The 23,691-nt window shown below is 61.4% G+C and carries 21 protein-coding genes; 5 read left to right on the top strand and 16 right to left on the bottom strand.

The annotated features are described in order from the left end of the window. Positions 1 to 74 precede the first annotated feature (74 nt). The gene (locus tag BFQ03_RS24270) at positions 75 to 1,043 is read right to left on the bottom strand and encodes a LysR family transcriptional regulator (protein WP_032860025.1); all 969 of its coding nucleotides are present in this window, start codon (positions 1,041 to 1,043) and stop codon (positions 75 to 77) included. 181 nt (positions 1,044 to 1,224) lie between these two features. Between BFQ03_RS24270 and BFQ03_RS24265 the strand changes: the two genes are divergently transcribed. Genes BFQ03_RS24265 through BFQ03_RS24250 form a run of 4 tightly spaced genes read left to right on the top strand, consistent with a single transcriptional unit; the run spans position 1,225 to position 5,992 of the window. Continuing rightward, on the top strand, positions 1,225 to 2,736 hold the full coding sequence (locus BFQ03_RS24265; protein ID WP_065944186.1) for an efflux transporter outer membrane subunit: 1,512 nt from the start codon (positions 1,225 to 1,227) through the stop codon (positions 2,734 to 2,736). A gap of 11 nt (positions 2,737 to 2,747) precedes the next feature. Next, entirely contained in the window at positions 2,748 to 4,931 is a 2,184-nt protein-coding gene (locus tag BFQ03_RS24260; RefSeq protein ID WP_032860023.1) for an FUSC family protein, read from the top strand. After that, on the top strand, positions 4,921 to 5,121 hold the full coding sequence (locus BFQ03_RS24255; RefSeq protein WP_032860022.1) for a DUF1656 domain-containing protein: 201 nt from the start codon (positions 4,921 to 4,923) through the stop codon (positions 5,119 to 5,121). The genes BFQ03_RS24260 and BFQ03_RS24255 overlap by 11 nt, the downstream gene beginning before the upstream one ends. A gap of 10 nt (positions 5,122 to 5,131) precedes the next feature. Next, positions 5,132 to 5,992 (top strand): efflux RND transporter periplasmic adaptor subunit, encoded by an 861-nt coding sequence (locus BFQ03_RS24250; RefSeq protein WP_065944185.1) that lies wholly within the window; start codon positions 5,132 to 5,134, stop codon positions 5,990 to 5,992. 41 nt (positions 5,993 to 6,033) lie between these two features. Here BFQ03_RS24250 and BFQ03_RS24245 read toward each other — a convergent pair whose 3' ends face one another. The 4 genes from BFQ03_RS24245 to BFQ03_RS24230 are packed head-to-tail and all read right to left on the bottom strand — an operon-like array spanning position 6,034 to position 8,654. Then, entirely contained in the window at positions 6,034 to 6,492 is a 459-nt protein-coding gene (locus BFQ03_RS24245; RefSeq protein WP_229752308.1) for a hypothetical protein, read from the bottom strand. Beyond that, the gene (locus BFQ03_RS24240; protein ID WP_239695281.1) at positions 6,482 to 7,042 is read right to left on the bottom strand and encodes a hypothetical protein; all 561 of its coding nucleotides are present in this window, start codon (positions 7,040 to 7,042) and stop codon (positions 6,482 to 6,484) included. The genes BFQ03_RS24245 and BFQ03_RS24240 overlap by 11 nt, the downstream gene beginning before the upstream one ends. A 20-nt stretch (positions 7,043 to 7,062) precedes the next feature. Next, complete coding sequence (locus tag BFQ03_RS24235; RefSeq protein WP_032860018.1) at positions 7,063 to 7,467, bottom strand: hypothetical protein; 405 nt, start codon at positions 7,465 to 7,467, stop codon at positions 7,063 to 7,065. Beyond that, positions 7,464 to 8,654, bottom strand: coding sequence for an MFS transporter (locus tag BFQ03_RS24230; protein WP_065944183.1), 1,191 nt, complete (start codon positions 8,652 to 8,654; stop codon positions 7,464 to 7,466). Before BFQ03_RS24230 ends, BFQ03_RS24235 begins: the two co-directional genes overlap by 4 nt. 115 nt (positions 8,655 to 8,769) lie before the next feature. Here BFQ03_RS24230 and BFQ03_RS24225 point away from each other — a divergent pair, with 115 nt between their 5' ends. Beyond that, positions 8,770 to 9,678, top strand: a complete 909-nt coding sequence (locus BFQ03_RS24225) for a LysR family transcriptional regulator (RefSeq protein ID WP_050593342.1) — start codon at positions 8,770 to 8,772, stop codon at positions 9,676 to 9,678. Between the two features lie 77 nt (positions 9,679 to 9,755). On the opposite strand, the gene BFQ03_RS24220 is transcribed toward BFQ03_RS24225, so the two are convergent. The 11 genes from BFQ03_RS24220 to algK all read right to left on the bottom strand — a co-directional run bounded on the left by BFQ03_RS24220 (position 9,756) and on the right by algK (position 23,600). Next, entirely contained in the window at positions 9,756 to 10,568 is an 813-nt protein-coding gene (locus BFQ03_RS24220; RefSeq protein ID WP_032860016.1) for an SDR family oxidoreductase, read from the bottom strand. A gap of 20 nt (positions 10,569 to 10,588) precedes the next feature. Further along, positions 10,589 to 11,053 (bottom strand): hypothetical protein, encoded by a 465-nt coding sequence (locus tag BFQ03_RS24215; RefSeq protein WP_032860015.1) that lies wholly within the window; start codon positions 11,051 to 11,053, stop codon positions 10,589 to 10,591. A gap of 273 nt (positions 11,054 to 11,326) precedes the next feature. Beyond that, positions 11,327 to 12,778, bottom strand: coding sequence for a mannose-1-phosphate guanylyltransferase/mannose-6-phosphate isomerase (locus BFQ03_RS24210; protein ID WP_032860014.1), 1,452 nt, complete (start codon positions 12,776 to 12,778; stop codon positions 11,327 to 11,329). 220 nt (positions 12,779 to 12,998) lie between these two features. After that, complete coding sequence (locus tag BFQ03_RS24205; protein ID WP_032860013.1) at positions 12,999 to 13,652, bottom strand: alginate O-acetyltransferase AlgF; 654 nt, start codon at positions 13,650 to 13,652, stop codon at positions 12,999 to 13,001. 16 nt (positions 13,653 to 13,668) lie between these two features. After that, positions 13,669 to 14,859 carry an alginate O-acetyltransferase gene (locus tag BFQ03_RS24200; RefSeq protein ID WP_065944182.1) on the bottom strand — a complete coding sequence of 397 codons (1,191 nt, stop codon included), beginning with the start codon at positions 14,857 to 14,859 and terminating at the stop codon, positions 13,669 to 13,671. Positions 14,860 to 14,869: 10 nt separating this feature from the next. After that, entirely contained in the window at positions 14,870 to 16,294 is a 1,425-nt protein-coding gene (locus BFQ03_RS24195; RefSeq protein WP_032860011.1) for an MBOAT family O-acyltransferase, read from the bottom strand. Positions 16,295 to 16,512: 218 nt separating this feature from the next. Next, complete coding sequence (locus BFQ03_RS24190) at positions 16,513 to 17,613, bottom strand: mannuronate-specific alginate lyase (RefSeq protein ID WP_139115733.1); 1,101 nt, start codon at positions 17,611 to 17,613, stop codon at positions 16,513 to 16,515. Between the two features lie 8 nt (positions 17,614 to 17,621). Next, the gene (locus tag BFQ03_RS24185; RefSeq protein ID WP_032860157.1) at positions 17,622 to 19,070 is read right to left on the bottom strand and encodes an alginate O-acetyltransferase; all 1,449 of its coding nucleotides are present in this window, start codon (positions 19,068 to 19,070) and stop codon (positions 17,622 to 17,624) included. A gap of 11 nt (positions 19,071 to 19,081) precedes the next feature. After that, entirely contained in the window at positions 19,082 to 20,671 is a 1,590-nt protein-coding gene (gene algG, locus BFQ03_RS24180; protein ID WP_065944180.1) for a mannuronan 5-epimerase AlgG, read from the bottom strand. Continuing rightward, positions 20,671 to 22,158, bottom strand: a complete 1,488-nt coding sequence (locus tag BFQ03_RS24175; protein WP_032860008.1) for an alginate export family protein — start codon at positions 22,156 to 22,158, stop codon at positions 20,671 to 20,673. The genes algG and BFQ03_RS24175 overlap by 1 nt, the downstream gene beginning before the upstream one ends. After that, the gene (gene algK, locus BFQ03_RS24170; protein WP_239695280.1) at positions 22,155 to 23,600 is read right to left on the bottom strand and encodes an alginate biosynthesis TPR repeat lipoprotein AlgK; all 1,446 of its coding nucleotides are present in this window, start codon (positions 23,598 to 23,600) and stop codon (positions 22,155 to 22,157) included. Before algK ends, BFQ03_RS24175 begins: the two co-directional genes overlap by 4 nt. Between the last annotated feature and the right edge of the window lie 91 nt (positions 23,601 to 23,691).

Below are 23,691 nucleotides of genomic sequence, written 5' to 3'. Positions count from 1 at the left end.
GACAGGGAGGAATGCCAAGCAAGCTAACATTCCTGCACACACTTGTCAGGACACCTGGGAGGCCGTGTTCCAAATCAGGTCGTAAGGCGCACGCTACCCAAACTCCCACTCAACTCATACGCCACCAACTCCGCCTGGTGCGCCGCCAGGATCTCCGGCAGCGAGCCACGCAGGTATTCGACCCAGGTCTTGATCTTCGCATCCAGGTACTGGCGCGACGGGTAGATGGCGTACAGGTTCAGTTCCTGGGAGCGGTAAGTCGGCATCATCCGCACCAGGGTGCCATTGCGCAGGCCTTCGATGGCCGCGTACACCGGCAGCAGGCCGACACCCATGCCGCTGATGATCGCGGTCTTCATCGCGTCGGCGGAATTCACCAGGAATGGCGAGCTGTTGATGCTCACGCTTTCCTGGCCATCCGGGCCGTTGAACACCCATTTGTCCAACTGGATCACCGGGCTGACCAGGCGCAGGCAGGCATGGTTGAGCAGATCACTGGGGCGCTGCGCGCAGCCGTTAGCTTTGACGTAGGCTGGCGAGGCACAGACGATGCTGTAGGTGATCCCCAGGCGCTGGGAGACAAACCCTGAGTCCGGCAGCTCGCTGGCGAGCACGATGGACACGTCGTAGCCCTCGTCCAGCAGGTCTGGCACGCGGTTGGCCAGGGTCAGGTCGAAGGTCACATCGGGGTGGGTGCGGCGATAGCGGGCAATCGCGTCGATCACGAAATGCTGGCCGATGCCGGTCATGGTGTGCACTTTGAGCTGCCCGGCAGGCCGTGCATGGGCGTCGCTGGCCTCGGCCTCGGCTTCCTCGACATAGGCCAGGATTTGCTCACAGCGTAATAAATAGCGTTTGCCCGCCTCGGTCAGGGCGATGCGGCGGGTGGTGCGGTTGAGCAAACGGGTTTGCAGGTGGGCCTCCAGATTGGAGACCGCGCGCGAGACGTTGGCCGTGGTGGTGTCCAGTTGCACGGCGGCGGCGGTGAAGCTGCCGGCTTCGGCGACACAACTGAAGGCGCGCATGTTTTGCAAAGTGTCCATGGGGTGCTCTCAAGGGAGATGGCAAATTGTGACACGAAGTTACGGGGGCGAGTGAGCCCGACCAATGGATTATCGCCTTAACGGTAACAAAGATTCACAGGAATCCCACCTTATCGCCATTCCTTGCGCCCCCTAGAATTGCCGCACCGTCCCCGCAACACCACCTCAGGAATTCGCAGCAGTGCCGCGTCGCATCAGCAGAGAGCTGAAGACTCTCAGTGTTTGGGCTTTATCGTTAGCAATCAGCGGCTGCATCGGAACCGGAGGAGTTGCCCCCCAAGGCAAGAGCCTCGCCGCCAATACCCTGGCCACCGACGACGCGATCCAGAGCGCCGCCCGGGATGCCCACTGGCCGACCACCCGGTGGTGGCAGGTTTATGGCGATCCGCAACTCAATGCCTGGATCGACCTCGCCGTACAAGGCAGCCCGAGCATGGCCGAAGCCGCCGCGCGGGTGCGTGAAGCGCGGGCCATGGCCGGGCTGGCCGAGTCCGCCGAGGCCGTGCAGATCAACGGGGATGCCACGCTCAAGCGCCACAACTGGCCGAGCGATCAGTTCTACGGCCCCGGCAAACTGGACAACTCCACCACCTGGGACAACAACGCCGCCTTGGGCCTGAGTTACGCCCTCGACCTGTGGGGCCGCGAACGCAACGCCACTGAACGCGCGGTGGACCTGGCTCATATGAGTGTCGCCCAAGCGCGCCAGGCCCAGCTGGAATTGCAGAACAACGTGGTGCGCGCGTATATCCAACTGTCGCTGCATTACGCCCAGCGCGATATCGTCGCCGCCACCCTGGCCCAGCAACAGCAGATCCTCGACCTGGCGCAAAAGCGCCTGGATGGCGGTATCGGCACACATTTTGAAGTCAGCCAGGCCCAGTCCCCATTGCCCGAAACCCACCGGCAACTGGACGCCCTCGACGAAGAAATCGCCCTGACCCGCAACCAACTGGCGGCTTTGGCCGGCAAGGGCCCGGGGGAGGGTGCGAAACTGCGGCGGCCGACCCTGGCCCTCGGTGAACCGCTGAAACTGCCGTCGGCACTCCCCGCGCAATTGCTTGGCCAGCGTCCCGATGTGGTCGCCAGCCGCTGGCAAGTGGCGGCCCAGGCCCGGGGGATCGACGTGGCTCACGCCGGCTTCTACCCCAATGTTGACCTGGTGGGCAGCCTCGGCTACGTCGCCACCGGCGGCGGCATGCTGGAGTTCCTTACCGGCAAGAAGCTCAACTACAGCGTCGGCCCGGCGATCACCTTGCCGATCTTCGACGGCGGCCGCCTGCGCGCGCAATTGGGCGAGGCCAGCGCCGGCTACGACATTGCCGTGGCTCGCTACAACCAGACCCTGGTCAATGCGCTCAAGGGCATCAGCGACCAACTGATCCGCCGCGAATCCATGGCCAAGCAGCAAATATTCGCCGCCGAATCGGTGGCCTCGGCGCAGAAAACCTATGACATCGCGATGATCGCCTACCAGCGCGGCCTGACCGATTACCTCAATGTTCTCAACGCCCAGACGTTGCTGTTTCGTCAGCAACAGGTCGAGCAACAGGTCCAGGCTGCGCGCCTGAGCGCCCATGCCGAGCTGGTTACCGCCCTGGGCGGTGGCCTTGGCGCGGGCAGCGATGCCCCGGCCCCGGACACGACCCTCCCGAGCAAGACCCCGGCGGCACTGGCCGTGTTCGATCACTGATCAGGTTTCCCATGACTCCCTTGCCTGCACCGCTGCGTTGGCTGCATTCCCTGGAATGGCGCCGTGGCTTTTTCGACTGGGCACGCAGTGATGGCGTGACCTGGGTGTATATCTTCAAAGTACTGATCGCCGCGTTTCTCACCCTGTGGCTGGCGATGCGCCTGGAGCTGCCACAACCGCGCACCGCGATGATTACCGTGTTTATCGTGATGCAGCCGCAAAGCGGCCAGGTGTTCGCCAAGAGTTTCTATCGTTTCCTCGGCACCCTCGCAGGCTCTGCGGTGATGGTGTTGTTGATCGCCTTGTTTGCGCAAAACACTGAGCTGTTCCTTGGCTCGCTGGCGATCTGGGTTGGCCTGTGCACGGCGGGTGCGACGCGCAACCGTAACTTTCGCGCCTACGGATTTGTGCTGGCCGGTTACACGGCGGCAATGGTGGGTTTGCCTGCGCTGGCCCACCCGGACGGCGCATTTATGGCGGCGGTATGGCGGGTGCTGGAAATCTCCCTGGGGATTCTCTGCGCGACCCTGGTCAGTGCCGCAATCCTTCCGCAAACCAGCAGCGCGGCCATGCGCAACGCCTTGTACCAGCGCTTCGGCACCTTCGCCCTGTTCGTCACCGATGGCCTGCGTGGCCGCAGCCAGCGCGAGGGTTTTGAAAGCAGCAATGTGCGCTTTATCGCCGAAGCCGTGGGCCTGGAAGGGCTGCGCAGCGTCACCGTGTTCGAGGACCCGCACATGCGCCGGCGCAACGGCCGCCTGAGTCGTTTGAACAGCGAGTTCATGGGCATCACCACGCGCTTCAATGCCCTGCACCAGTTGCTCGAACGCCTGCGCAGCGATGCTGCCGACCATGTGGTAGCGGCCATCAAACCCGGTTTGCAGGACCTTGCCGAACTGCTCGATGGCTTCAGCGGACGTGCCTTGACCAGCCCCGATGCGGCACGCCTGGTGAGCCAACTCACGGCTTATAAAGAGGGCCTGCCCGCCAAGGTGCGCAGCCTGCGGGCGCTGTTTCAGAAGAGCGGGCCGAGCGAGGCCGAACAACTGGATTTCCATACCGCCTACGAGTTGCTGTACCGCTTTGTCGATGACTTGCACAACTATGCGCAGACCCACGCCTCCCTGGCCGAACACAGCCACGAGCGCGAGCACTGGGACGAAGCCTACACGCCAAAAACCAACTGGCTGGCCTGCGCCGCCTCGGGGATTCGCGCGTCATTCATTCTGATCGTCCTCGGCAGTTACTGGGTGGCCACCGCCTGGCCCAGCGGCGCCACCATGACCCTGATCGCGGCGGCCACCGTGGGTCTGTCGGCCGCTACGCCGAACCCCAAGCGCATGGCCTTTCAGATGGCCTGCGGCACCTTGATCGGCGCGGTGGTGGGGTTTGTCGAAATGTTCTTCGTGTTCCCCTGGATCGATGGTTTTCCCTTGCTCTGCGTGATGCTCGCCCCAGTGATCGTGCTGGGTGCGTTCCTGTCGTCGCGGCCGCAATACGCCGGGGTCGGCCTGGGCCTGTTGATTTTTTTCAGCACCGGTTCCGTGCCGGATAACCTGACGATCTACAACCCCTACACCTTTATCAACGATTACATCGCGATGATCCTCGGCATGTTGGTGTGTGCGGCGGCGGGCGCGATCATCCTGCCGCCCAACAGCCCCTGGCTGTGGCGCCGCTTGGAGCGCGACCTGCGCGAGCAAGTGGTGTACGCGATCAGCGGCAAGCTCAAGGGCCTGGCGTCAAGTTTCGAAAGCCGCACCCGCGACCTGCTGCACCAGGCCTATGGCCTGGCCGCCGGGCAACCGCAGGTGCAGCGCAACCTGTTGCGCTGGATGTTCGTGGTGCTGGAGGTCGGCCACGCGATCATTGAGTTGCGCAAGGAACAGGCGATCCTGCCGGTGCATCCGGCGTATGCCGAATCCCAGCCCTGGCGCCAGGCCATCCGGGTGATGGGGCGCTCGCTGGTACGGCTGTTCCTGCAACCCGGCCAGAGCAATCTTGAGCGCGCCTTGATCGCGGTGGATCACGCGATCAGCCGCGTGCAAGCCACTGACGAACCCTTCGCCCCGCACTTCGACACCTCGGCCCTGCGCCGGGTGAAAAGCTACCTGCACTTTATCCGCACGTCCCTGCTGGACCCGCAATCGCCCCTGGCTGCCCTGAAGCCTTCCGGAGTCGCCCATGCCTCGTGAAATCGCGTTCCACGGCATCTACATGCCAACCATGACCCTGATGTTTTTCATTGCCGCGGGGCTGGCTTGGGCCCTGGACCGTTTCCTGGCGGGTTATGACCTGTACCGTTTTTTCTGGCACCCGGCGTTGCTGCGCCTGAGCCTATTTGTTTGCCTGTTCGGCGCCATGGCGCTGACCGTCTACCGTTGAGAATGCCCTGATGAAAAAGTTTTTCAGCCTGCTTGCGACATTGCTGGTCTTGGCCCTGGCGATCTGGATTGGCCGTACGCTGTGGGTGCATTACATGCAGACCCCGTGGACCCGTGATGGTCGGGTGCGCGCCGACATCATCAACGTCGCTGCCGACGTCACTGGCGAGGTGGTTGACGTGCCGGTGCGTGACAACCAGTTGGTGAAAAAGGGCGACCTGCTGATGCAGATCGACCCCGAGCACTACCGCATTGCGGTGAAACAGGCGCAATCACTGGTGGCGTCACGCAAGGCCACCTGGGAGATGCGCAAGGACAATGCGCACCGCCGCGCTGACCTTGACGCCCTGGTGATCTCCAAGGAAAACCGCGACGACGCCAGCAACATCGCCGACTCGGCCCTGGCCGACTACCAGCATGCCCTGGCGCAACTGGAAGCGGCGGAGCTGAATTTGAAACGCACGCACGTGGTGGCGGCCGTCGATGGTTATGTCACCAACCTCAACGTACATCGCGGCGATTACGCGCGCATCGGCGAGGCGAAGATGGCAGTCGTCGATATGAACTCGTTCTGGGTCTATGGCTTCTTCGAAGAAACCAAGCTGCCCCATGTAAAAGTGGGGGATAAAGCCGACATGCAACTGATGAGCGGCGAAACCCTCAAGGGCCATGTGGAAAGCATCTCGCGCGGCATCTACGACCGTGACAACCCTGAAAGCCGCGAACTGATCGCCGACGTGAACCCGACCTTCAACTGGGTGCGCCTGGCCCAGCGTGTGCCGGTGCGCATTCATATCGATGAAGTGCCGGAAGGCGTGCTGCTGGCGGCTGGTATCACGTGCACGGTGATCGTGAACCAGACACAACACTAAAAGTGTGGGATCTGGTTTGCTCACAGATTTTTTGCGGTTGACTAAGAGATTGACGCGTTAGCCCTGATTTTACGCCGACGCTTGACCCTCAGCATGTTGGTGTAGCGGCGGTGGTTTCTTGTATTGAGGATGACCAGGCAGAGCAGAGATTGCAGCAGAGGAAATAGCGCAAACAGAGTGACCGGGTGGTTGCCCAAGTAGTCCGCCGAAAGCAGAACATTCAGAGCCGCGACACATGCAAGTAGTGGAGGGCCCAAACGAAACCCTAGCGCCACCAAGGCTAATCCGATACACATTGCCAATACCAGTATCAGGCTTGCCATCACAGCATAGTCGCTAGAGAGATAGTTTATTCGGGCGTAATAAGAGAGGCTATGTGACAGGTTGCCCGAGATGCTCACTAAGTTCATTGATATTGCAGTACCCACCGTGAAAGCAAAGCGTTGGGTGTAACCACGCAATGTTCGCGGCTTGCATACCGTATTGGCGTTATTGGTCATGGCTACTGAACTCCTCATAAAGCGCGATGACGATGTGGTTAATATTTCCAGAGATGCTGCTACCTGTGACGGCTATCGCGGCCCCTATCTGATCTGCTATCTGAGTGAGAATGTCTCGGCGTAATTGGGCATTGCTGTAGCGTTTAGGAAGAGTTCCGACCAACTGCTTCAACCGGATTATTTCGCGAGGATGGCGAGGGTTTTTCAGTCGCAGCACCGTCACCCGATAATCACTGCTGATATGCACTACGCCAGCCCCGACGATGGCAGGATCGGCGTCAATGGTTCGATAGAGCCTGGGCAGGTCCAGTAGGCTGGTTAGTCGTTGACGAGTTGTTATGTGGGCATTGGGCACGCCGCTGCTGAGAAAGTCCTTGAGCATCCTTTCACCTTTCCTTGGACAAGAGGTGAAAGAGCCTGAAGATTGGTTACCGTTAATGATGTCAGCTAGTTCGCGGATTGCTGTAGGAGCCGGCTTGCCGGCGAAGAACCTGAGAGCAACGCGGGGTACCTGGTGCTCCGTGTCAGCGTTGACGTTTTTCGCTGGCAAGCCAGCTCCTACAGGAGGCGTTATTGGCCCTGGATATAGGTCTCGTGCAGATGGCGCCACAGCAGCGCGCCACTGGCTTGTTTCTCGAATACTACGGTGGCACGGCGGTCTGTTTGTGTACCGCTGTCATCGATCTGGCGTTCGCGGTAGGTCACCGTGGCCCCGCGTGCATGCCGGTCAATGCCTGCCATTTCACTCAAGGTGATTTTCAATCCGGGCCGCATGCCGCCCAGGCGAGTGAACAGGGCATTGACCCCGGCGGCATTGACCCGTGCGCCGGTGGCGGGGGCGATCATGCTGAATTCGGGGGAGAAGCGCGCAAGCAGGTTCTGCAGGGTGCCTTCGGGTGCCACGCCGGCAAACCATTGCTCGATTTCTATGTGGGTCTGGATCACTTCTTCAAAAAAATCACTGTAGTCAATCATCGTTGCGGCTCGCTGGCTGGGTGAAGCAGCGTGCGGACTCTGGAAGCATCCAGGTGCAGCACTGCGAAGAGTGGCAGCAGTGTCAGGGCTGCCGCTATCGTGAAGGTTATGCTGAAGGAATCCAAGGCCGACAACAGTGCGCTGAGCGCTGCGGCACCCAGGCAGAAGCTGACTTGCCGATTGATATTCCACAGCGCGCTGGCATGGCCCATGCGATCGACGGGAACATCGAGAAACGCCAGGGTCTGTGCGGTGCTGCTGCACAGGCTGCCGCCCAGGCCCATTGAGGCGTAGGCAAGAATGATCAGCACAGGTTCGGCGGTGTTCAGCAGCACAATACCGCTGCATTGCAGCACCATGCCCGCCAGCAGCAATGGCTTGGGCCCACAGCGGTTGAACAGTTTTTTGCTGAGGAAAATGGCCAGGGCCGACGCCACTGCCCATGGCAGCATCAGGCCCCCGGTGCGTGTCGCGTCGTATCCAAGGCCGCGCAGATAGAGGATGGCAATCAGGCTGGTGCCGATAAAGACCCCGGGAATAAACAGATAGACCAGCATCGCCACCCGTAACAGCGGGCTGCTCAGGGGGGTGAAAATCCCCCCCAGCTCAAGCACAGGGTGAACATTTGTTGGTTGGTCGGGTTTTATCCACAGCAGCGCCAGCAGTAAGGTCAACAGCGCCAGCGGCAGGTTGGCGTAGAAGATCCAGCGCCACGACACACTGTCGACGATCACCCCGCCCAGCGCTGGGGACAATGCTGGTACCAGTAACGCGACGGACATCACCCTGGCGGTGAGTTGGCTGCGTTCTGCTGGGGGAAAGTGCCGGTAGGCCATTGCCTGGCCCACCGGGATCAGTAAGCCACCCCCCAACCCTTGCAGGCCGCGCCAACCGATCAGCGCTTCAATCGAACTCGCCTGCCCGACCATCACCGAGGCTGCGGCGAACAGCAGCAGGCTGACGGCAATCAGGTTTCTTTCCCCCAGCATGGCGGCCAGCCACACACTCATGGGAATGATCGCAGTCAGGCCGAGCATGTAGGCATTGCTGACCCACGCCAATTGCGTGACCGAAGCCTGCAGTTCGCGGGCGATATCCGGGTAGGCAATGGTGGCGACAAACATGTTCACCAGGTCGAGGGTAAAACCCAGTAAAAAGATCCAGGCGACTTTCGAGCGGTAGGTCATCAGGGCGTTCCTGCATTCAATCAATCCTGGCAGGGTAGAGTGCTGCGGATGCTTGGGGAACGCTGGTTTGGCTGTTAGTTTGTCAAAAATATTTTGACAAATGGAGGCGTGGCCCATGGTCAGCCTGGATCGTTTCGAGACGTTCAAGACGGTGGTGGAGGCCGGCTCGTTGACTGCCGCGGCCGATAGACTGGGGCAGACCCGCGCCGTAGTCAGCTTCAATCTCAAGCGCCTGGAGGCTGAACTCGGTGTCACCCTGCTGACGCGCAACACCCGGCAATTGGCGTTGACCGATGCCGGCGAGCGGTTTTACCTGCGTTGTACACGCATGCTCGAAGAAGCGCAGTTGGCGGTGGAAGAAGCCCGCTCTGAACACGCCCAGCTCAAGGGCACGCTGCGCATCACCACCACCGTGGAATATGCGTTGGCGGTGGTTGCCCCAGCAGTGGAAGCCTTTCGACGTCTGCACCCGGATCTGAATGTCCACTTATCCACATCCTCCACCCATGCCGATCTGATCTCCGAGCGCTTTGATGTGGCGATTCGGTTGGGGCGGCTGCTGGATTCCAATCATCGTGCGGTGCAGTTATCCACTTACCAGATATTCGCGGTTGCGGCGCCTGGTTTTGGTACCGCCCATACGCTGGATGAACTTGAACAACTGCCCAAGCTGGGGCACGGCCGATTGACCGAGTTGAGTGTGATCGACCCGGCAGGTGGCGAGCATCAATATCGCTCTGGTCCCTGTGCGCTTATGGTTGACAGTGCCGCCGTGCTCCAGGCATTTGCCGTGCGTGGCCATGGCGTGGCAATCCTGCCGCAGTGGCTGGTACAGGAGGATCTGGACACGGGGCGATTGGTACGCCTGTTGCCGGATTATCGCTTCGTACCCCAGGGGGTGTATGCACTGTACCCGGACACGCGGCATTTGCCGCTCAAGGTGCGGGCGTTTATTGATTTCATGAAGGAGGGGGCGGTTGCTGGTTGGGACGCCATCGCGAGCAAGCCCGCTCCCACAGGTTGACCGCATTTCAAGGATGTATTCGGTAAGTGTGGGAGCGGGCTTGCTCGCGATACAGGCGCCTCGGTCCCTGAATAAACCTACAAAACCCCAGCCAAGCCAAACCGCTTCTTCAACACCTTCTCCAGCAACCCCTTGGGCAACAGCGCCGCCATCAACGGCAACGCCCGGCTGCCATTGCCCGAGCGCAGCAGGCGCGGTGGTTCTGGTTGTTGCACGGCCTTGAGCACATCTGCCGCGAATGCGCTGGCCGGTGTGGGTTTGTCCTGAGAGGCCTGGGAGCGCGCACGGATGCTTTCGCGCAACGGCCACCATGGCGATTGTTCGTTGATCAGCAATTCGGCCTGGGTGCCGGCGTTCTTGGCAAAACGGGTGTTGATCGCCCCCGGCTGCACTTCCATGACCCGCACGCCAAACGGCGCCAGCTCCATGCGCAGGGCATCGCTCAGGGCATGGACGGCGGCTTTGGAGGCGCAGTAGGCGCCGGCAAACGGGGTGACCAGCACTCCGGAAACACTGCCGATATTCACCACCAACCCCTTGCGCGTGCGCAAGGCTGGAAACAGCGCCTGGGTCACGCCGACGATGGAGAACACATTGGTCTCGAATTGGCGCTGCATCGCCTCGGTACCGCCATCGAGCAGCGGGCCCATGGCGCCGTAGCCGGCGTTGTTGATCAGTACATCCACCTCGCCCACTTGCCCGGCCAGTTGCGCCAGCGCCGCCCCATCGTTGACATCCAGTTGCACGGCCTTGAAGCCGGCTGCCGCCAGGGTCGCGACGTCTTCGGGACGGCGGGCGCTGGCCCACACGTCATAGCCGGCAGCCTTGAAGGCATCGGCCAGGGCGCGGCCGATGCCGCTGGAGCAACCGGTGATAAGCACGTTGGGCATGGATCAATCCTTTGTGGGTATTAGTCGGAGAAACTGCCTTGCAGGCGTTCGGCACGAAACTCCAGGGTTTGTGGGCGATAGCCGGGACGCAGTGGCGGCATCGGCAGGCAATCTTCCCAGGTCGCGCCGGCCTGCAACTCGCCGGGGCCGCGATAGCGCGGGGCAGCATAGACGTTGTCGGCCAGGTTGACCGTATCGCCCGGCGCGTAGGCGGCGACGCGCCAGCGCAATTCGGTCAGGGGCACATCGTTGCCATTGTTGAGTTTGAGCTGCAAGGGGCGATCGACAGGGCATTGCTCGGGGGCGTAGCTGATGCGTAGTTCCAGGCGCGCCAGTTGCGCGGCTTCGCGGTTGTCCAGCCAGACCACCCACATCGCTACGAAGCCCAGGCCCACGGCAGCTGCGAGGGATACTGGCAAGGCCTTGGCGGGATAGCGCAGCAGCAGGATCAGCCAGGTGATGATCAGTAGAACGCCGAAGAACATGGAGACCACCTCGAATAAGGAACGAACATCCTAACTGAAGCGTAGGTGGGATTGGCTACCTTAAGAGGTGTGTTGGCTGGGCTGACGCCTTCGCGAGCAAGCCCGCTCCCACAGGTTGACCGCATTTCAAGGATGGACTCGGTAAGTGTGGGAGCGGGCTTGCTCGCGAAAGGGCCCTCAGCATCACCCAAAGCCCCAAAGAAAAAGCCCCCGCCCAACCCCCTGCGGATAGGGGACGCAGTGAGCTGGACGGGGGCTTTTTGTACGGCGTGGTTACTGCGCGATGGTTTTCACCGACACGCCACGCTCAATCGGGGTCGACCGACCGTAGATATCCTCAAACCGCTCGATATCATCCTCGCCCAGATAACTGCCCGACTGCACTTCAATAATCTCCAACGGGATCTTGCCCGGGTTGCGCAGGCGATGCACCGAGGCAATCGGGATGTAGGTGGACTGGTTCTCGCAGAGCAGGAACACGTTATCGTCGCAGGTCACCTCGGCGGTACCACTGACCACGATCCAGTGTTCGGCGCGGTGGTGGTGCATCTGCAGTGACAGGCACGCGCCCGGCTTGACCGAGATGTGCTTGACCTGGAACCGCCCGCCCATGTCCACCGAGTCGTAGGAGCCCCACGGGCGATAGACCTCGCAGTGGTTCTGGGTCTCGCTGCGCCCCTGTTCGTTGAGGGTGTTGACCATCTGTTTGACGCCCTGGACCTTGTCCTTGTGGGCAATCATCATCGCGTCCTTGGTTTCCACCACCACGATGTTTTCCAGACCGATCACCGACACCAGTTTGCCGTTGCCGTGGATCATGCAGTTCTTGCTGTCCTGGATCACCACGTCGCCTTTGGTCACGTTGCCGTTGGCGTCCTTGTCATTGACCGCCCACAGCGAGGCCCAGCAGCCCACGTCGCTCCAGCCGGCGCTGAGCGGGACCACGCAGGCGCGCTGGGTTTTTTCCATCACCGCGTAGTCGATGGAATTATCCGGGCAGCAGGCGAAGGTGGCTTCGTCGAAGGTCACGGTATCGGCGGTATGTTCGCTGCGCTCCAGGGTCAGCACGCAGGTGTCGTAGATGTCCGGGTCGTGCTTTTTCAGCTCTTCGAGGAAGCGGCTGGCGCGGAACAGGAACATGCCGCTGTTCCAGAAGTAACCACCGCTTTTGACGAACTCCACGGCGCGTTTTTCATCGGGTTTTTCCACAAACTGCTGCACGCGGCTGACGCCTTCGGGCAGCAGTGAGTCGTTGGTGGACTTGATATAGCCGTAGCCGGTTTCCGGGCGAGTGGCGGGCACGCCGAACAGCACCATCTCGCCACGCTCGGCGGCCACGGTGGCCAGGGCCAGGGCGCGTTGCAGGGCTTTCTGGTCGTCCAGTACGTGGTCGGCGGGCAGGACCAGCATCAGTTCGTCACGGCCTTCATTGACCAGCATCATCGCGGTCAGGGCCACGGCCGGCGCGGTGTTGCGGCCAAACGGTTCCATCAGGATGCGCTGGCTCTCCAGCTTGCGTGCGCTCAACTGCTCGTTGACGATGAAACGGTGCTCCTTGTTGCAGACCACGATCGGGCTGTCCATGCCTTCGAACACCAGGCGCTCCAGGGTTTGCTGGAACAGCGTGTGCTCGCCGGTCAGGGCCAGGAACTGTTTAGGGAACTGTTTACGCGAAAGCGGCCAAAGACGTGAGCCGCTACCACCGGAAAGGATTACTGGGATCATGGGTTTCTCCTTGAATCTGTATGGGTTAGAGCAACGAAATTCAGTCGTTTCACTCTTGTTTTTGTCTCGGTCCGAACTGACGCCTTGATCCCCTGTAGGAGCGAGCTTGCTCGCGAAGCACTTCCAGACACCGCGTTCATTCAGATTGCTCGCGTTATCGTTGGCGATTTTCGCGAGCAAGCTCGCTCCTACAGTGGGTAGCCGTCAGTTCAGGAAATAATTAGCGGGTCGACACGGGGCGCTTGACCCACACTGGCGACAGGCTGCTGCCAGAACCGGTGACATACAGCACCGCCGCCTCACCACGCTCCAGCGCCACCGGCTTCACGTCGCCGACTTTCTTGTCGCCGTCGTACAGCGCCAGGCTGACCTTCACCGGGTTGATTTCGCGCTCGCCACGGCCCTTGGCGGCCACGGCCTTGACCACGTCGGTCTTGCCGTCGGCGGTCTTCAGGGTCAGGGCCTTGTCGCTGAGGTTCTGCACGCGCACCAGGGATTTCTGCTTGTTCTTGAACGGTGGTTCTTCGATCAGTTGCGGCTGGCCGCTGCCACTGTTGACCAGGGTGTAGTAGTGATCGGCGGCCAGCTTGACCGTGACGTTCTGGCTACCGACCTTGGCGCTGTAGTCGCCGCCCGGCAGGAAGCTGAAGTCACTGCTGGCCAGCGGGGCGACGTCGCTCAAGGCGGTGTTGCCGACCGTGGCGCTGACTTCCTGGTTGCTGGCGTTGAACAGGCGCACGAAGCTCGAACCTTTCGGCGCTACCGGGCCGTAGAGGGCGGCATCGCCGGCGAAGGCGGACATCGATACGAAGCTCATACCGGCGGCCAGGGCCAGGGTCTTGGCGAGACGACGCGGAGTAGTAGTGAAAGTCATGTGAGTTACCTCTCTTTCAGTTTTGCGCCCGGTCGGGCGTCTCGGATTTCTGGGTTTTAACGGGAGTGTTGAGTGCCATGTTCTGTTGGCGGGTACCGGCTTGTTTGAGTTGCGCAACCCACTGGGGGTCGGCGTCGCCGATTTCGTTGTTCACAGGCAGATAGCGTTCCGGAAACTCCCAGATCAGCACTTGTGGCGGGCTGTTCTTGAAGTCGTCGCTTTTCAGGTAGCTGAGCATCGGCAGGATCGGGCCGTGACCGTCTTCGGCGTAGCTCACCACTTCACTGCCCAGGGCTTGCTTGAGGGCGCCGACGAAGTTCCAGTTGGGGTTGGCGCTGTAGCTGGTGCCTACCAACGCCACCGGCATTTCGCTGTCGGCGAACAGGGCGTCATCGCCTGCTGCCTGGGTTTGCACCGCGTGAGTCACGCGTTTTTGCAGGGGCTCTTTGGGCGGCATCAGGTTTTCGAACAGCGGGTCCAGGGGCAGGAACAAGCGCAAGTCACCGCTGTGCGGGGTGATGCTCTCGGCGTCGGTGACAAAACGCTGGGGCTCGCCACTGAGCAGGGTCTTGGCGTTGATCACCCTGGCCAGTTGCTTGGCCGCAACTTCGGCGCCATCCGGGGTCCAGTGTGTGTCGGTGCGCAGGAACACTTGCTGGCCATGGAGCTTGGCCTGTTGCAACGGGCCCAGCAGGTCGGGGGCGATGATCTTGTCGGCGGCAACCCGGGCGTGGAAATCCTGGTAGAGCCCGGCATGAATAGTCGCGGGTTGCACTTCTCCCAGGTGCTCGGGGTACAGGCGCACCTTGGCCGGGACAATCGCCATCACCAACTGCACGCCCTTGGCCTTGAGGGTCTGGCGCACGCCTTCGACCAGGGCGTAGTTGTCTTGCAGGTTCTGCGCCTGGTTGACGGCGGGGTTGAACTCCTCGTCGCTATACAGCCAGTGATCGCGGCCCAGCACCACGCCGGGACGGCCTTCGTTGAACAGCTTGTAGTCCAGCGCCGCCCAGAGGTTGGTACCCAGGCGCTTGATCGGGAACTCGTCGTCGTAATGGGTCTCGACGGCCTTGGCCCAGCGACCGTTGAGCACGGTGGCATCGGCGTGGGTGCTGAAACCGAAGAAACTGCGCATCGACCAAAGTCCCAGCACCAGCAGCATGCTCAGGAACAGGGCGATATAGAGCACGCGTAATGAACGGGTCATGTCGGCTCCCTCAGAATTGGAAGTAAAGGAACGGCGAGAAACTCTGCGCCGACAGTTTGAGAATCGATGCCGCGAACAGCAGCAACACACAGGCCCGCATGGCGTAGCCCGGCACTGCCTGGGCGACGCGGGGCGCCGCCGGATGATCGCGATAGAAGTCGCGCAGGCCAAAGAACGCCAGGGTGGCGTAGGCCACCACCAGGGTTGCCACTTGCAGGCCGGTGAGGCTGGCGCGGTTGAGTTCCGACAGCGACCACTCGTTGAAACTGAACATCGCGCCGTACATGCGCCCGGCCACCTGCAGGTTTTCCGCGCGGAAAATGACCCAGCCGGTCACCACCAGCAGGAAGGTGAAGGCCCACCGCAGCGGGTTGAACGTGCGTGGCGAGGTGTCGAGGCCGATGGCTTTTTCAATCGCCAGCCACATGCCGTGCCAGGCGCCCCAGACGATGTAGGTGATGTTCGCGCCATGCCACAGGCCACCGAGCAGCATGGTCAGGAACAGGTTGCGGTAGGTGGTCAGCGTGCCTTTGCGGTTGCCGCCCAGGGTGATGTACAGGTAGTCGCGCAGCCAGGTGGACAGGCTGATATGCCAGCGCCGCCAGAACTCAGTGATCGACTGGCTGATGTACGGCTGCTTGAAGTTTTCCATGAAACGGAAACCCATCATCAAGCCCAGGCCGATGGCCATGTCGCTGTAGCCGGAGAAGTCGAAGTACAGCTGGGCGGTATACGCCAGCGCGCCGAGCCAGGCATCGCCGGTGGTGGGGTTTTGCAGGGCGAAGCAATGGTCGGCCACCACCGCCAGGGTGTCGGCGATAAACACCTTCTTGATAAAGCCCTGCATGAATCGCGTGCAGCCCTCGGAGAATTTATCCAGGGTGTGGGTGCGGTTGTTGAACTGGTCGGCCAGGTCGCGAAAGCGCAGCACGGGGCCGGCGATCAGGTGCGGGAAGATCGCCACGAACGCCGCAAAATCGATGAGGTTGCGGGTCGCCGGAGTGTCGCCACGGTACACGTCGATGATGTAGCTGATGGACTCGAAGATGTAGAACGAGATCCCGATCGGCAACAGTACGTGGGTCAGGATAAACGGTTCCAGGCCCGCCGATTTCATCATCAGGTTGATGCTGTCGACGCCGAAGTTGGCGTACTTGAAGTAGCCAAGGATGCACAGGTCGACCGCCACCCCGAGCAGCAGCCAGCGCTGCGCCGGCTTGGTGCGCACGCCTGCCGCACCGACCTTGAGGCCGATCCAGTAGTTCCACAGGGTCACGGCGGCGAACAGCGCCAGGAAGTCCACTCGCCACCAGGCGTAGAACACGTAGCTGGCAATCAGCAGCAGCAGATTGCGATAGCGTTGCCCGCTCAAATAGTACAAGCCGAGGAAGATCGGCAAGAACAGAAACAGGAACACATTGGACGAGAAAACCATCCCGATCTCTCCATGTTTAACCAACAGTCAAGGGCCAACGGCCCCCCCAAACCCCCCCACGAAAAACCGGGGAGGGCTGTACTACTTTTTCACTGTCGAAACCGGCCCCAAATGTGGGAGCTGGCTTGCCTGCGATAACGGTGTGTCAGGTGACATCAATGCTGAATGTCAGACCGCTATCGCGGGCAAGCCCGCTCCCACATTGGGCGCCCGTTCCATCAACGGCCTTTATCGTGCGCCGGGTCGTAGACCTTGGTCAGGTCGCCGCCCAGGCGGAAGGTCTTGAACGGTTGCATGTCGTGCTTGCGTTCGATCACATCCGGGGCGCAGGTGTAGAGGGTGCAGAACGGTTCGAGCCAGGCGAATTTCGAGTCCTGCTCCAGATCCTTCATGTCCTGCTCCTTGCCGTTTTTCTGTTCGAATATGTCCGGATCTTTGGCGCCTGCGAGCACCTTGTCCCCCAGGCGCTTGAGCGCGCCGTTGTTTTCACCGCGCACATCCACGCCGTTGACCAGGGCAAAACTGGCGATCATCGCCAGTGGCGGCAACGCATAGTTGTGATAGGCCAAGGCCCGTTGCTGACGCTTCAGTTCGTTGGGCAGATAGCCCTGGGCATCGACCTGATTGACGCCGACCTTGTATTCCTTGATCGCCCAATCAAACAGATCGCGACGGTTGGTGGCGACGGACGTGGCCATCACCGACCAGGCGGCCCAGTACGAGTGGTTGTTGGTTTTTTCCAGGGGCAGGTTGTCCCAGTCGCTGACCACTTGCTCGGCCAGTCTGTTGAACCAGGCTTCGATCAACTGTGATTCCTGCGGGTGTTTGGCCAGCGGTTGCGACTCGGAAAACTTCAGGCGCACATACGCCGAGGCCATGCTGCCCAACGCCCATTTGCGCATGGACTTGCCGGTGTGGTTGAAGTCCTTGGACATCAACGCATCGGCCTTGGCCCAGCTCACCAGCCAGTTCAGGGTGCATTGCAATTGCTCCGGGCGACCGTCGCGCATGAACTGCATCACCCGCTTGCTGGTGTCTTTCTCCAGTTTGGTGATATCGGCGGTGCTGTCGCGAAAGGCTTTTTCCGACTGTACGTTCAGGGTCGAACGGGCCTTATCGGAGCCCTCGTATTTGCTGCGAAACTGCAGGGCCCCGGTGTAGGGCGTGGGCATCGCGTCGCAGTCATTCTTGAAGTCGCCGGTCTTGAACGCTTCAATCGGCGCGAAGTAACCCTGGGGCGGCCGCAGCGGCGCGGCGGCGTTGACTTGACCTGCAAACATCGCCAGGCCCAGCAGCGTTGGAATCAGTAACTTTTGCATAGGTAACCTCATTGCCCAAGTTGGGCGGTCTGCTGACCGTCGCTTGGGAACACGTTGCGTGTGCAAATTTTCGCTTCGACTTTTTGCGCGGCAGCACCCGCTTCGGGGCCCTGGACTTCCACGGCCAGCAGGTTCTGCGAGGCCCAGTCTTCATCGGTGCGCAGTTCAAAGGCGAAACGCCCGTCTGTCTCGGATGTTTCGGGCTTGTCGATCTTGATGTCCTCGTGGCGCCCGTTCATGTACCAGAGGGTGGCTTGCAGGGTTTTCACCGAGGGATCGGCGAAGCGAATATCAACCTGATGGCGGCTGTTGCGCAGGTCCATGTTCTTGCTGTTGACCATCAACTCGTTCTTGCCCGGCTTGAGCGTGGTGCTGGCGCTCATTTGCGCCGGCTTGCCTTCGCAGCCGTTGTCGAGCAGGGCCATCATCTGGCGATAAGTGGTTTCCTGGTCCAGGCGATACAGCGGCGAGAACTCCCAGATCAGGATCTTCGGCGGGCTTTTCTGGAACTCTTCGCTGCCCAGGTACTGGATCATCGAACCTTCCAGGCCACCGCCGGGGAAGGCGACGTTGAGGATGTCGGCACCGATTTCCTGTTCCAGGAAACCGGCGAAGTTGTAGTTCTTGCCGCTGTGGCTGGTGCCCACCAGCGTGATCTGCGGGTTGCCAGAGTCGCCGAACAGGTCGCCGTCCGCCGCTTCGCCCTTGGGCTCGGTGCTGAATTGGTCCATGTACTGGATCGCGTAGCTGGTGCCGCATAACTGCCCGGCCATGTTGTGCAGGGTGCCGGTCTTGCCCATGCGTCCGGATTTTTTGGTCTCGAATTCGCGCTGGGGGATCCCGGCGAATTCGGGCATGGCGCGCACCTTGGCACCGACGATTTTTGCGGTGCGCTGGGCGCCATACGGGGTCCAGTGCTGGTCGCCACGGAAGTAGAAATCATGGGCCGGCAGTTCGTCCGGTAACTGTTCATTGGTCAGCGGCGACAGGTCCGGCACCACGTAGCCCATCTTGGCAAAACGCCCGAGCATGGACTTGTAGTTGCCCAGCGCCTTATCGAAATCAAAGCGCGCTTTTTCCGCCGGGTTGAGCTTGTTGCGGTTCACCAGGCCACGGGTCGGCTGGTAGACCACCACCAATTCCACGCCCTTGCTCTTGAACGCATCGTGCAACTGTTGCATGCGCTTGTAGCCGGCCGGGGTGGTGTCGAATTCGGTACGCAGGTCTTCCTGGGTCCGGAACAGCCAGTCGCCCTGGGCCTGTACCAGGGTGGTGAAGTTTTGCTGGTAGCGAGTGGTGTAGTTCTTTGCGTCGTGCGCCGCGGGGCACAGGTTGCAGCACGGCTCGGCAGTGAAGCTTGGGGCCGGTGCTTGATCGGCGCGCACGCTATGGCTGGCGGCCAGGATGCCAAGGGTCAAACCCGAGAGGCTGAGCAGTTTGATCATGTGTGGGTGCATAAAGGTCATCCTCAGTCCTGCAATGGGGTCTGGCGTTCGACAGGGTCGATCAGCACGGCTTTGCGCTGGCGCACCAGCAGGTCGAGAATTTCATCCTGGCGCTCGCCAAGAATCCCCGAGAAGCTGATGCCGCTGGATTTGGTGGGTGCGAGCATCGATACGCGAAACAGCTCGATGCTCAGCGGCGAGTCGATGGACAGCGGCCCGCTGCCGTTGGCCGCCAGCTCACCGCCGACGACGATCAGCGAGACCTGGGCGTCGAACGGGTCGAGGGCGATGTCGCGGTCGGTGTCGGTCAAGTCCTTGATGTGCCCGTAGACGCCGGTCAGGCCGTTGGCCATGGCGACGTTTTCGTAGAGGCGGATATTCACGCTGTTGCGCACGCGGATCCCATGGCGGCGGTTGCTGATCACGCGGTTGCCCCACAACAGGTTGTCGCCGCTCTCATAGAGGGTGATGCCGTCGGTGTGGTTGCGGTAAATCTCGTTATCGGCGATCAGGTTGTTCACGCTGTTACGGTCGATCACCAGGCCCGAGAGCTTGTTGTCGTAGCTGCGGTTGTTGAAGATGAAGCTGTCGTTGACCTCACGGGAAATAATGATGCCGTGCTTTTTCTTGGTGCCGTACACGGTGTTGTCGGCAATGATCAGGCCGTGGGAACGGTCGTGGGGGTCGATGCCGTAGACGATATTGTCTTTGTAGGTGCTGCCCTTGATCACAAACCCGGTGGTCTCGTAGCAGTAGAAGCCGTACCACATGTCCGAGAACTCGGAATCGACAATCCAGCCGGTGGGTTCCGGGCGCTTGAGCACCTTGGCCATGTTCGGCGTGTACTGGGAAATACTCACGCCGTAGGACTTGCTGTTGGCGTAGCCGAAGCTGGCCATCTTGCTGTTGACGATATAGGTCTGGGTACCGCCCCAGGCCAGCAGGAACGGGCGGAATTCCTTGGGCGAGCGGAAGGTCGCCGGGCCATTGGTCTTCTCACGCCAGCCGGTGATCTTGGTATCGCGCACAAACAGCTGGCCATCGTTGACCAGGAACGAGCCGGCCTCCTGGGACAGGCGCAACTCCTGGGTCTGTTTATCGATTTCGAGGATGCCCTTTTCGCCGACCACAATCGGTAGCTTGGCCAGGAATACCCCGGGCGAGGTTTCGCTCAGGTATTGCTTGGGCACCTTCTTGAGCAGGTCCTTGAGGTTTATGTAGCCGTCGTCGATAAAGATCGCCTGGGGGATGCCGTGCTGGCGCACCACCCATTCGGCCATCTTGTTGTCGCCGCCGATGAAGTCCTTGAGGGCGTTCTCCTGCATCATCCGGCGGATGCTGACCTTGCCGGCCTTGCTGCGTACGATCTTCTGCGCCACGGCCTCGGCGGTGTAGCCCGACAGGTCTGGCAGCGCCGGCTTGGGCATCTCCAGCGGCGCGGTGGGCGGGCTGGTAATGGTGTAGGTCTTGGCTTGTTGCAGTTCCTTGGCGATGGTGGGCGCCTTGACCTGCGGCTCGACATTGGCAAAGGCCGGGGCGCACGCCAGCAGCATTGCCGCAGCGAGCAGGGCCGAGCCTTTGAGGGCGTGAGGAATCATTGCGCAGGCTCCCATCAGAAGCGCCAGACTACGTCGACAAAGGCGCGGTGCATGTACGAGTCGACTTGCTTGCCATAGGCATCGCCCGGTTTGAACACCCCACCACGAAAGCGCACCAGGGCCGACGGTTCGTCGATCGACTGGCTGAGGGCTGCGGGCAGCAGGCCTTTCTTGAAGTATTTGGTGACCACCAGGTCCATCTCCTGGCCAAGGTCCTTGTTGCCGTCTACCAGCGGCAGGGAGGCGCTGGACAACACGGCGCCGGTGACGTCGTCGTAGTTGTTCTGCACCGCATCGATGCCATTGCTGCCCACTGGCTTGTTGCCGTCCACGCGCCAGAACTTGTGGTAGACCAGGCTGGCGTCGTAGTCGTCGCGCAATTGCCAGGAACCAAACAGGCTCATGGACTGCATATTGTTCATCTCGCCGCGAAACGCCTCGCCAAAACGATGCACCCGCGATTGCGTGCCGGTGAAGTTCGAACGGTTGCTTTGCAGGCCGTTCTGCTCGTAGTCGGCGCTGGCGCGGGCATAGGCCGCGCCCACTTGCCACTGCGGGTCGAGGCGCAGGCGCACGCCGAGGTCAGTGGCCCAGCCGTCTACATCCTGGTTGCGCTTGGCGTTGGCTGGGCGTGTGCCGTCGGCGTTCAGCGCGTTGACGCTGCTGCGGTCGCCCTGCATGCCGGTGACGCTGGCCCAGTAGTTGACGGTATTGGTGTTGCGCCAGTTATAGGCGTCGCTGTTGGCCTCAATACCGAGCCAGGTCAGGTCGCCGTTCTGGCGCTTGTCCAGTGGGTCGGCGGCCACGCCCGGTTGTGGGTAGTCGAGCTTGCCGTCGTCGTGGGTGTGATGCCCGCGCAGGCCGACCCAATGGCCGGGAGTCCACTGGTAGGCTGCATCGGCATACAAGTGCTGGCGGTCCTTGTCTTCGGGAGACAGTTCCTTGAGGTCGGTGCGGTACTCGCTGAAGCGTTCGGCAACGCCGACATTGGCTTTGAGCAGGGTGGTGTCGAAGGTCCAGTTCAGCGCTTCGATATTGGTGTCGCGCCACTGCCCATCGTTATTGCGCAGGCGTTGGCGGCCGAGCTTGAGGATCTCGCCAGGGTAGGGCGTGAAACCGCTGTAGCCGACCCAGAACTCGCGCAGGGCCAGGTAGTTCTTCTTGGTCTTGCGATCGTTGTTGCTCGACTGCTCGGTGGTGTCGCCATCGGACTGTTGCAGGGTATCGGTCTCGATGATGTCGCTGGACGCCACTGCCTGGCCCATGGCGTAGGCGCTCCAGGCACCGCTTTCGCCATAGATCCACGGGCGTACATCCAGGCCGATACCGTTGACGTCGCCGCCACGCTGGGTGCCCAGGTCGCGGTCATCTTCGGACTGACCGGTGATTTTTACTTCCAGGCCGAAGTTCTTGTCTTCGGTCAGCGCGGCCAGGGTCGGGCACGACCACAGCAGAGCGAAGGTCAGGCCAATACCGGCCTTGACGAATGGATTGAGTTTCATAGGGATTCCTCGCCGTCTTCTTCTTGCAGGGCGTGCAGTTGCAGCGTGCTTTGGCTCAGGGCGCCACGGGCGGCCAGCTCTTGTTGCAGCAGGCGCTGGCCCTCGGCGCGCTGGGCGGGCGGCAGTTGTTGTTCAAGTTGCGCGGCCAGCTCATTGGCCTGCGGGGTGTCCTGGATCTTGGCCAGTTGGCTGAAGACATAGGCGTTCAGCGGATCGGGCTGGGTGCCCTTGCCTTGGGAAAACAGCTGGGCGATGGCGAAGTCGGCGCTGTTCTGGCCGTTGCGCGCTGCGGTCAGCAAGTGATCCAGGGCCTTTTGCGGGTAGACCTGGCCGAGGTAGCCACGGCGGTAGATTTGGCCGAGGTAGTAATCGGCAGCCACTTCCTGGCCCTGGGCTTTCTGGAAGTGCGCTTGCGCGGCCTTGGCATCGGCCGGCACCCACTTGCCTTCGTAGTACAGCTTGCCCAGCAACAATTCGGCGCGGGGTTGGTCGGCGGCACGGCCGTTGTCCAGATACTTCATCATCTGCTCGACGTCGCCCAGTTCCGGGAAGTCGTAGAGCAACTGCGCGAGGCTGACCCAAGATGCAGGGTAGCCTGGGGCGATGTTCTCCAGCAGGGCCTGGGCGGTTTTTTCGTCAGTCTTGCCCAGTGAGGCATCGCCCAGCACACGGGCCACACTGTCGACCCGCTGGGCGGTGACGGTGCCACGGCTGTAGTTTGCTTGCATCTGCTTGAGCAGTTCGGCCTGTTGCTCAGCCTGGCCGCGTTTCTGGTAGACGGTGGCCAGTTCGACGTAGCAGATATCGGTACTGTTCAGCGCGGCCTTGCAGATTTTCTCGACGTCATCCAGGTGCTGGTCGTAAGTGCCCTGGGTGCGATACAGCAGCACCTGCGCCAGGCCCGCTTCAGGGTAGCCGGCAGTGCGCCAGGTATCGATCTGCTGCTGCGCGTTGACGCTGGGGAAATCGTGAGGGTATTGCAGGTACAGCATCGCCAGTGGGATCAGGGTGTTGCCTTCGCCATTGGCAAAGGCTTTTTTCAGCAGGCTTTCGGCTTCGCGGTGCTCGGCCTCGGTGGCACTGGGCTTGGCCACCAGCAGGCGACCCAGGCGAGCCTGGGCGCGTGGCGATACATCCGCTGCCGCGCGATAGGTGGCCTCGGCCTGCTTGATCTGCGCCGGGTCGCGGCTGCCGACCTGGATATCCGCGAGGCCGACTTGGGCCTCGCTGTAACCCAGGTCTGCCAGTTGCTGGTAATTCTGCGCGGCGGTGGCGGTGTCGCCACGCTTGAGTGCTTCATTGGCCAGGCGCTGGTCGGGCAGGCCGGCGCAACCGGCCAGGCTGACCGCCAATGCCAGCAGCGCCACAGGGCGGATGTGGGCGCGCGCTTTTGTGGGAGCTGGCTTGCCTGCGAAGGCATCGCCGCGGTTTGTCTGATGCACCGCGTCGCCTGCATCGCGGGCAAGCCCGGCTCCTACAGGACTAGGCTCCCACAGGGATTGTGTTGTTCTTGAAATAGGGTTCACAGGCATG

The sequence above is a fragment of the Pseudomonas sp. 25 R 14 genome (assembly GCF_900004755.1).
GTDB classification, from domain to species: Bacteria; Pseudomonadota; Gammaproteobacteria; order Pseudomonadales; family Pseudomonadaceae; genus Aquipseudomonas; species Aquipseudomonas brenneri.
This window is presented reverse-complemented; position numbering and strand designations above follow the sequence as displayed.

What these genes read in the sequence shown, in the direction of transcription:
- BFQ03_RS24270 (WP_032860025.1), bottom strand. Translation starts at nt 1,043, where the DNA reads ATGGACACTTTGCAAAACATGCGCGCCTTCAGTTGTGTCGCCGAAGCC.
- BFQ03_RS24260 (WP_032860023.1), top strand. Translation starts at nt 2,748, where the DNA reads ATGACTCCCTTGCCTGCACCGCTGCGTTGGCTGCATTCCCTGGAATGG.
- BFQ03_RS24255 (WP_032860022.1), top strand. Translation starts at nt 4,921, where the DNA reads ATGCCTCGTGAAATCGCGTTCCACGGCATCTACATGCCAACCATGACC.
- BFQ03_RS24250 (WP_065944185.1), top strand. Translation starts at nt 5,132, where the DNA reads ATGAAAAAGTTTTTCAGCCTGCTTGCGACATTGCTGGTCTTGGCCCTG.
- BFQ03_RS24245 (WP_229752308.1), bottom strand. Translation starts at nt 6,492, where the DNA reads ATGACCAATAACGCCAATACGGTATGCAAGCCGCGAACATTGCGTGGT.
- BFQ03_RS24235 (WP_032860018.1), bottom strand. Translation starts at nt 7,467, where the DNA reads ATGATTGACTACAGTGATTTTTTTGAAGAAGTGATCCAGACCCACATA.
- BFQ03_RS24230 (WP_065944183.1), bottom strand. Translation starts at nt 8,654, where the DNA reads ATGACCTACCGCTCGAAAGTCGCCTGGATCTTTTTACTGGGTTTTACC.
- BFQ03_RS24225 (WP_050593342.1), top strand. Translation starts at nt 8,770, where the DNA reads ATGGTCAGCCTGGATCGTTTCGAGACGTTCAAGACGGTGGTGGAGGCC.
- BFQ03_RS24220 (WP_032860016.1), bottom strand. Translation starts at nt 10,568, where the DNA reads ATGCCCAACGTGCTTATCACCGGTTGCTCCAGCGGCATCGGCCGCGCC.
- BFQ03_RS24215 (WP_032860015.1), bottom strand. Translation starts at nt 11,053, where the DNA reads ATGTTCTTCGGCGTTCTACTGATCATCACCTGGCTGATCCTGCTGCTG.
- BFQ03_RS24210 (WP_032860014.1), bottom strand. Translation starts at nt 12,778, where the DNA reads ATGATCCCAGTAATCCTTTCCGGTGGTAGCGGCTCACGTCTTTGGCCG.
- BFQ03_RS24205 (WP_032860013.1), bottom strand. Translation starts at nt 13,652, where the DNA reads ATGACTTTCACTACTACTCCGCGTCGTCTCGCCAAGACCCTGGCCCTG.
- BFQ03_RS24200 (WP_065944182.1), bottom strand. Translation starts at nt 14,859, where the DNA reads ATGACCCGTTCATTACGCGTGCTCTATATCGCCCTGTTCCTGAGCATG.
- BFQ03_RS24195 (WP_032860011.1), bottom strand. Translation starts at nt 16,294, where the DNA reads ATGGTTTTCTCGTCCAATGTGTTCCTGTTTCTGTTCTTGCCGATCTTC.
- BFQ03_RS24190 (WP_139115733.1), bottom strand. Translation starts at nt 17,613, where the DNA reads ATGCAAAAGTTACTGATTCCAACGCTGCTGGGCCTGGCGATGTTTGCA.
- BFQ03_RS24185 (WP_032860157.1), bottom strand. Translation starts at nt 19,070, where the DNA reads ATGCACCCACACATGATCAAACTGCTCAGCCTCTCGGGTTTGACCCTT.
- algG (WP_065944180.1), bottom strand. Translation starts at nt 20,671, where the DNA reads ATGGGAGCCTGCGCAATGATTCCTCACGCCCTCAAAGGCTCGGCCCTG.
- BFQ03_RS24175 (WP_032860008.1), bottom strand. Translation starts at nt 22,158, where the DNA reads ATGAAACTCAATCCATTCGTCAAGGCCGGTATTGGCCTGACCTTCGCT.